Source organism: Gemmatimonas sp. (genome assembly GCF_041689975.1).
Taxonomy (GTDB): Bacteria; Gemmatimonadota; Gemmatimonadetes; order Gemmatimonadales; family Gemmatimonadaceae; genus Gemmatimonas.
Genome location: NZ_JBDNFF010000193.1, coordinates 1 through 6,453, shown reverse-complemented (window position 1 = coordinate 6,453; position 6,453 = coordinate 1). Strand labels below are relative to the sequence as shown.

The following is a 6,453-nucleotide window of genomic DNA, read 5'->3' as shown; positions in this document are numbered from 1 at the left end:
GCGCAGGCACTGGTGCACGATCCGCGCATTCTGGTGCTCGACGAGCCCACGAACGGACTCGATCCCGCCGGACGCGACGAGATGCTGGCGCTGATTCAGCGCACGGGGCGCGAGTTCGGGATCTCGGTGTTGGTGTCGTCGCACTTGCTGGGAGAACTCGAGCGCGTCTGCGATCACATCGTGCTGATCGAAGCAGGGCGTCTCGTGCGTGCGGAGCGACTCGGCGCGCTCACTGGCGAAATGGGCACGCTGTTGGTGGAAGTGGACGGCGATGTGGACGCGTATTGTGCCGCGCTGACCGCGCAGGGGCTGGTGGTGCAGCGCGACCTGCGGCGCGCCCTAGTGGACCTGCCGAACGGCGATGACGCCGTGAGTGTGGCGCGCGTGTTTGCTACGCACGACATCGTGCGCGATGTCGCCGTCGCGACCGGTGTGGGACTGCTCCGTATCGAGCGGCGTCGCGGGCATCTCGAAGACCTGTTCGCGGGATCGGTGGCATGAACGACACGACAATCCACGACCTCGGCTATCGACGTTACGAAGGCGCGCGTGAAGGCGTGTGCGGGGCGTGGCGTGCGCTGTTCGCGCAAGGATTCCGAGCGATGTTCGGATTCGGTCGTCCGCTCAAGTCGAAGGCGGTGCCGGCGTTCGTGCTGGCGGCCACGATGCTGCCCTGTCTTGCGGTGCTGGCCGCTTCGTCGGCCACCAAGGGGCAGCTCCCGATCACGTACGGCACCTTGATTCAAGCGCAGCTCATTCTGTTCGTGTTGTTCGCCGCCGCTCAGGCGCCCGAGGTGATGAGTCACGACCAACAGCACCGGGTGCTGCCGCTGATTCTCACCCGTGACGTGACGCGCGACGTGTACGCCAGCGCGCGGATCGCCGCGGTGCTTTGTGCGCTGCTGGTGGTGTGCGCGGCGCCGCTGCTGTTGCTGTACATCGGCGAAATCGGTATTGCGGTCGATCCGGCCGCAGCGTTTCGCAAGATGGGTACGAAAGCCGGGCCGGTATTGATGCAGGCCACGCTCACCGCGTGGGTGATCGGATCGATCGGTGCGGCGATGGCGTCGATGACGCCGCGCCGCGCATACGCGACGGCGTCGGTGATCGGCGTGTTTCTCGTGGCGGCGGCGGTATCCATCGGACTCGATGATCTGGCCGGTATCTCGGCCGACGTGTCCGGGTTCATCGATCCGCTGCGCTCGCTGCAGAAGATGGCACTGATTCTGTTCGGCGAGAAGAATCGCGCGATGGAGTTGGCACCGCCGCCGCCGCTGTGGATGTTCGCCGTATTGGCACTTTCGCTCGGTGCAACCGGCGTGTTGGCCACGTTCTGGCGTCTGCGTCGGGTGCGCGTATGAGCGACCAAACGGTACCGCTGGCGTTCGACCGCGTGTCGCATTGGTACGACGATGTCGTGGCGGTGAACGACGTGACCTGCTCCATCGATGTGGGCATCAGTGGATTGTTGGGTCCAAACGGCGCCGGCAAGAGTACGATGCTGCAGATGGCGGCGGGATTGCTCCCGCCGTCGAGCGGCACGGTGCGGGTGTACGGTGAATCGCCGCTCGAACGTCCGTCGATCTTTCGCAAGGTGGCACTGGTGCCCGAACGAGAAGCGCTGCCGAGCATGCTCTCGGCGCGTGCATTCGTGGAGGCACGTGCGGTACTGCTGGGTTTGCGCGATCCCAGGCAGGCCGCGCTCCGTGCCTTGACCAACGTCGAGATGGACACGGTGGCGGACCGCAAAGTGGGCGAGTTCAGTAAAGGCATGCGGCAGCGTACCAAGCTGGCGGCGGCGCTCGTACACGAGCCCACGCTGCTGTTGCTCGACGAGCCGTTCAATGGACTCGATCCGCGGCAGCGCATGCATATGATGCGACTGTTGGAAGCGCGCGCGAGTGACGGCACGGCGGTGCTGCTCAGTTCACATATTCTCGAAGAGATCGAAGGTGTGGCCTCGCGCATTCTGGTGATGTTGTCCGGACGCCTCGCGGCGAGCGGCGACCATCGCACGCTGCGGCGCATGATGACCGACCGTCCGCACACCGTGCGTGTCCGGTCCACGAACGATCGTGCGTTGGCGTCGGCGCTGCTGTCGTCACCGACGGTGATGGGTGTCGATCTCGAAGCGAACGCGTTGATCGTGCGTGCGATCGACTACACCGGTTTTGCGCATCATATCGGTGTCGTAGCGCAACAGGCGTCGATCACGCTGCTCGAAGTGCAGCCCACCGACGAATCCCTCGAGCACGTGTTCGCCTACCTAGTGGCCAGATGAGCGTCGCCTACGGTCGTGTCTCGCCGCTGGCGACGGCGCGTGTGCTGGTTCAGCTGGCGTGGGCCCGCACGTTTTCGGTCGCGCTGGTACTCGGCGTGAGCGGACTGCTGTTGCTGCCGGTACTCTTCGCGCTGGCTTTTGCGTCGCGCGGCAGTTTGAGTGGCGATCCGGTCGCGTTTCTCGTGCAACGCTATGACACGCTGGTGTGCACGCTGGCGACGCCACTCATCGCGCTGCTGCTGGGCACCAGCGCGTTCAGCGCGGAAACAGAAGATGGCACGTTGCTCTATCTCGTGACCACCACGACGCCGCGCTGGTGGATTGCCTGCGTACGTGTAATGTATGCGTCGATCGCGACCGGGCTGTTGTCGGCGTTCGCCGTGTGGAGCACTGGTGCGATCGCGGCCAACGGCAGCAATCCGGAGAACGTGACGACGGCGTTCACAGTTGCCGTGTTGTTCGGCGGTGTCACGTATGCCGCACTGTTCACCGCACTCGCGCTGCTGACACGACGGGCGCTGGTGGCTGGCTTGGTGTACGTGCTGTTCTGGGAAGGCGCGCTCAGCTCGACCTTCCCCGCGCTGCGCTATCTCAGTGTGCGTCAGTGGACGCTGTCCGTGGCGTCGGCGCTCACGGAATCATCCGAGAAGGCGTTGCAAAACGGCCCTTCGCTCGCGGCCTCGTTGATCGGCGCGGCGGTGTTGGTGGTGGCTTCGATCTACATCGGGGGCAGACGCCTTCAACGGCCGCGGATCGTACGATAACTGCGAAGTAAGGGGTGAGGAGTCGGGGGTAGGGAGTACTGCTTCGTACCCCTCACGCCCTACTGCTTACTCTGCTTTATCGCTGCCTGTAGTTCGAGGTCGGGAATTGCCTTCTTGAGCACATTGTCGATCTGTGTCAGTCTCGCGGAGGGCGAACGCTCGGCCAGCAGCCGATATCGGCTTTCGAGATCGAGATCGATCATGGCGCCGACGCTCCACGCGACTTGCGCGGCGTCGTCGGGAAGATCGGGGAGCGGATTCGTGTCGTCGTTGAGCGTACGCACGGCCTGCACGACGCGCTTGAAGTTGCTGACCACTTCGTCAGCGGCGACTGCGAGCGCGACGGGTAAGGCGCCGGTGTCGTCGATCACGATGGTGCCAGTAGCGACGTGATACGGTGCGTCGTGTTCGACGAACGCATTGAGGGCGAATCGTTCGCGGCCCATCACGATGATATTGGCGCGACCGTCGGGCATGACTTCAACCTCGGTGACTTCTGCTACGCAGCCCATGCGTCCGGCCGGCAAGTCGCCTTCGGCGACGCCGGGAAGCGCGGCGATGATGCCGAAGCGCCGATCGCCCTCGCGTACATCGGCCAGCATCTGCCGATAGCGCGGTTCGAAGAGGTGCAGCGGCATCAGGGTGCCGGGGAAGAGCACGGCACCCAGCGGGAAGATGGGAAGCAGGAGATCAGTCACGTCGGAAATATCTAGCGAAAGGTGGTCGTTCGCTCCACGGCATGACGATGCGAACGGAATCCGTCGTCAGCGCCACGGCCGAGGGCCACGATTGCGGTAATGGTCGCAGTGGCCGGGATACCGAGAATGGCCTTCACGCGATCGGACTCAAAGCCGAGCATCGGCGAAGTGTCGAAGCCTTCCGCCTTGGCGATGAGGAGAAGATAGCCGAGGGCGATGTTGGTCTGGCCATTGGCCCAGTTGGCGCGCGCTTCGGGGGTCATGCCACCGAAGTTCTTCTCGAGCATCGCGATGGTGCTGGCGCGTTTTTCGGGTGTGAGGTCGGTATGCACGACCTCGCTGAGGTTGGCCAGGGTGTCGTCCATATCGGCGTACAGGGCGATCACGACCGGGGCCTGACCGACCTGCTTCTGTCCGTAGGCCGCGTCTTTGAGCGCGTCCTTGACGGCCTGATCACGCACAACGATGAAGCGCCACGGCTGGAGATTGAAAGCCGAGGGTGCGCGTGAGGTGAGCGCGAGGAGCGAATGCAGCTCGTCGTCGCTGACGGGGATGTCGAGATACGAGCGCACCGAGTGACGCGTCATGGCCGCGTCGGCGGCGGAGATGCGCTCTGTGGAGATGGCATACTCCGCGCTGAGCAGCGCCGTGGCCGTGGTATCGGATGTAATCATCTTAGTAGAACCCTGTTGGTGTGACGTCTGTCGTTATAACAAACGTTACGGCAAAAGATTCAGTTCCCCGGACAATTCCGGCGAACACCTTGGAGAAGGAGTGCGAGCTGTGCGCGCTCACTGTCGGCGAGGCCGTCGAGAACTGACAGCTCCGCGTGCTGGACGGCGGGCCCCGCGTTCGTGATGAGCTCTTCACCCTTCTCGGTAAGCTCCGTGTGCACGACTCGACGATCTTTATTATCGCGCTTGCGCGCCACTAAGCCAGCACTATCGAGCCTGTCGAGCATTCTGGTGACATCCGGTCCCGGTGCGGCCAAGTGCCTGCCGAGTTCGCTGCAGCCGGCGCCGCTCTTACCGTGGCGTTCGATCACCTGGAGCAATTCAAACTGGGCGGTGGTGATGCCGAACGGCTCGAGCGCCCACGCCAGCGCTCGTTCGACGTGCGCGGCGGCCGTGCGCAGGGCATGCACCGCATGCGCGGGCGTTGCGGTCGGTTTCGCGCTCGAGTCGTGTCGTGCGTGTTCGAGAGTGACGGTGGTCATTCCAATAATATATCTGTTAAAACAAAGATTGTCAATCCAATCCATTTGTGTACACGTGCGGGTTGCTACCAATGGCGGGGCGCGGTGGATACATTGCCGTGCTGCCTGCGCAGTGCAGGTAGGGCGCCGTCGCCAAGTGGTAAGGCAGGAGACTGCAAATCTCCCACCGTCGGTTCGATTCCGACCGGCGCCTCTGAGAACTGCAGTTTTGAGTTCTGGGTTTGGAGTTTTGAGTTTGCGGAAGCGGGCGGCTCCCAGGTGGGAGTCGCCCGCTTCGTTTTTAGGGTCTGCGCCTCGGGGCTACTCCCAGTACGCGGTGAAATCGTAGTACGCGGCGCCGGAGCGGGAATCGTTGATCCGGATGATCGCGGTGTAGCCATTCCACGCTCCAGGCTGCTGGATGACCGCGATGCTGCCGCGGCCTGAGCGCTGATCGATCTGCAGGTTCACGTTCCGGTTGGGCAGTCCACCGCCGCCGATGTTTGCGTTCACCTCGCTGACGCGGACGCCGCTGCGGGTAATGGCGTCGATGCGCCGGCCGGAGATCTGGATCTCGACCACGTCGTCGACGCGTCCACTCCAGTTCAGCGAGCCGGCACCACCATTCCGATCGTTGCGGCCGCGATCGTCGTAACCGCCATTGCGGTCATTGCGGTTGTTGTCGCGGCCCTTTCCTCGGCCGTTGCCCGGAGAGGGCTCGCCGTCACGACGGCCGCCGCGTCCCCATCCACCACCGTTGCCGTTATTGCCACGGTCGTCGCCACGATCTCTATCGCGGCGATCGTAAACGTCGTCGCGGCCGTCGATGTAAGCGGTGAGGCGATAGTTGTCGGCCCCGGCGCGCGGGTCTCGCACCCGCAGCACGGCTTGGTACCCGTTGCGCGCCGACGGCTGTTCAATGACGTCCACATCGCCACGTCCATCGTTCATCTCCACGACGACGTTGGCGTTCGTGCGCGGGAGCGCGGAATTCACGCGCGTACGATTCGGCAATCCGGCATCGAAACCGCGCGTGCTCACGTCACGACCGCGCACCACAATCAAGACTTCGCGATCCACGCGTCCGGTCCACGTGAACAGCGCGCGATCACGACGAGAGCGGTCACCGTACCGGTCACCGTCATTCACGGACGCGCGGGCCTCGACCGCCTTGCGCACCGGACTGGAGCGGTCAGCGAGAGGGGCTGGTAAGGCGCCCGCGCGCGTCGCGGCGACGAAGAGCCCGGCGATTACCGGCATAGTTACGACCGAGCGGCGGACACGAGAGGCGGTCGAACGAGGTAGTGTCATGTGCTCCTCCAAAGAGCAGTAGTCACCGGGGTACAGGGCATGAGCGGTGCCAGGTACCGCGGTGAAAGCGACCCACGCCGTGAATGGTGTCGAGATGACTGCAAGTGCTTGTCCTTGCACCCGTTACGTTGCTTTGGCTCCGACCATGTCGTCGGTCTTCCCTGCTTTGAAGACGCGCACGCTGTCTCCAAATGCGGACAGTCG

Annotated in this window: 7 protein-coding genes, 1 tRNA gene and 1 pseudogene; 5 read left to right on the top strand and 4 right to left on the bottom strand. The window is 63.8% G+C overall.

Features of this window, described 5'->3' with window-relative positions; translation table 11 throughout:
- From ACESNG_RS12230 to ACESNG_RS12215, 4 genes and pseudogenes are all read left to right on the top strand, one after another.
- Positions 1 to 501 (top strand): annotated as a pseudogene (locus ACESNG_RS12230) (ABC transporter ATP-binding protein); the annotation flags it as partial.
- Positions 498 to 1,361, top strand: coding sequence for a hypothetical protein (locus tag ACESNG_RS12225; protein ID WP_373069179.1), 864 nt, complete (start codon positions 498 to 500; stop codon positions 1,359 to 1,361). The pseudogene ACESNG_RS12230 and the gene ACESNG_RS12225, both read left to right, overlap by 4 nt.
- On the top strand, positions 1,358 to 2,281 hold the full coding sequence (locus ACESNG_RS12220; RefSeq protein ID WP_373057821.1) for an ABC transporter ATP-binding protein: 924 nt from the start codon (positions 1,358 to 1,360) through the stop codon (positions 2,279 to 2,281). Before ACESNG_RS12225 ends, ACESNG_RS12220 begins: the two co-directional genes overlap by 4 nt.
- On the top strand, positions 2,278 to 3,045 hold the full coding sequence (locus ACESNG_RS12215) for a hypothetical protein (protein WP_373057823.1): 768 nt from the start codon (positions 2,278 to 2,280) through the stop codon (positions 3,043 to 3,045). The genes ACESNG_RS12220 and ACESNG_RS12215 overlap by 4 nt, the downstream gene beginning before the upstream one ends.
- Positions 3,046 to 3,104: 59 nt before the next feature.
- Here the strand turns inward: ACESNG_RS12215 and ACESNG_RS12210 are convergent, their stop codons facing one another.
- From ACESNG_RS12210 to ACESNG_RS12200, 3 genes are read right to left on the bottom strand one after another with little or no spacing between them, the layout of a single operon-like run.
- Positions 3,105 to 3,743, bottom strand: a complete 639-nt coding sequence (locus tag ACESNG_RS12210) for an LON peptidase substrate-binding domain-containing protein (protein WP_373069177.1) — start codon at positions 3,741 to 3,743, stop codon at positions 3,105 to 3,107.
- An 11-nt stretch (positions 3,744 to 3,754) separates the two neighbouring features.
- On the bottom strand, positions 3,755 to 4,417 hold the full coding sequence (locus tag ACESNG_RS12205) for a nitroreductase family protein (protein WP_373057827.1): 663 nt from the start codon (positions 4,415 to 4,417) through the stop codon (positions 3,755 to 3,757).
- A gap of 59 nt (positions 4,418 to 4,476) precedes the next feature.
- Entirely contained in the window at positions 4,477 to 4,959 is a 483-nt protein-coding gene (locus ACESNG_RS12200) for a MarR family winged helix-turn-helix transcriptional regulator (RefSeq protein WP_373069175.1), read from the bottom strand.
- Between the two features lie 122 nt (positions 4,960 to 5,081).
- Between ACESNG_RS12200 and ACESNG_RS12195 the strand changes: the two genes are divergently transcribed.
- A tRNA-Cys gene (locus ACESNG_RS12195) sits at positions 5,082 to 5,152 on the top strand.
- 107 nt (positions 5,153 to 5,259) lie between these two features.
- On the opposite strand, the gene ACESNG_RS12190 is transcribed toward ACESNG_RS12195, so the two are convergent.
- Positions 5,260 to 6,198, bottom strand: coding sequence for a hypothetical protein (locus tag ACESNG_RS12190; protein WP_373069173.1), 939 nt, complete (start codon positions 6,196 to 6,198; stop codon positions 5,260 to 5,262).
- Between the last annotated feature and the right edge of the window lie 255 nt (positions 6,199 to 6,453).

Excerpts from the sequence above, each read along its gene's own strand:
- ACESNG_RS12225 (WP_373069179.1), top strand. The coding sequence starts at position 498 with ATGAACGACACGACAATCCACGACCTCGGCTATCGACGTTACGAAGGC.
- ACESNG_RS12220 (WP_373057821.1), top strand. The coding sequence starts at position 1,358 with ATGAGCGACCAAACGGTACCGCTGGCGTTCGACCGCGTGTCGCATTGG.
- ACESNG_RS12215 (WP_373057823.1), top strand. The coding sequence starts at position 2,278 with ATGAGCGTCGCCTACGGTCGTGTCTCGCCGCTGGCGACGGCGCGTGTG.
- ACESNG_RS12205 (WP_373057827.1), bottom strand. The coding sequence starts at position 4,417 with ATGATTACATCCGATACCACGGCCACGGCGCTGCTCAGCGCGGAGTAT.
- ACESNG_RS12200 (WP_373069175.1), bottom strand. The coding sequence starts at position 4,959 with ATGACCACCGTCACTCTCGAACACGCACGACACGACTCGAGCGCGAAA.
- ACESNG_RS12190 (WP_373069173.1), bottom strand. The coding sequence starts at position 6,198 with ATGCCGGTAATCGCCGGGCTCTTCGTCGCCGCGACGCGCGCGGGCGCC.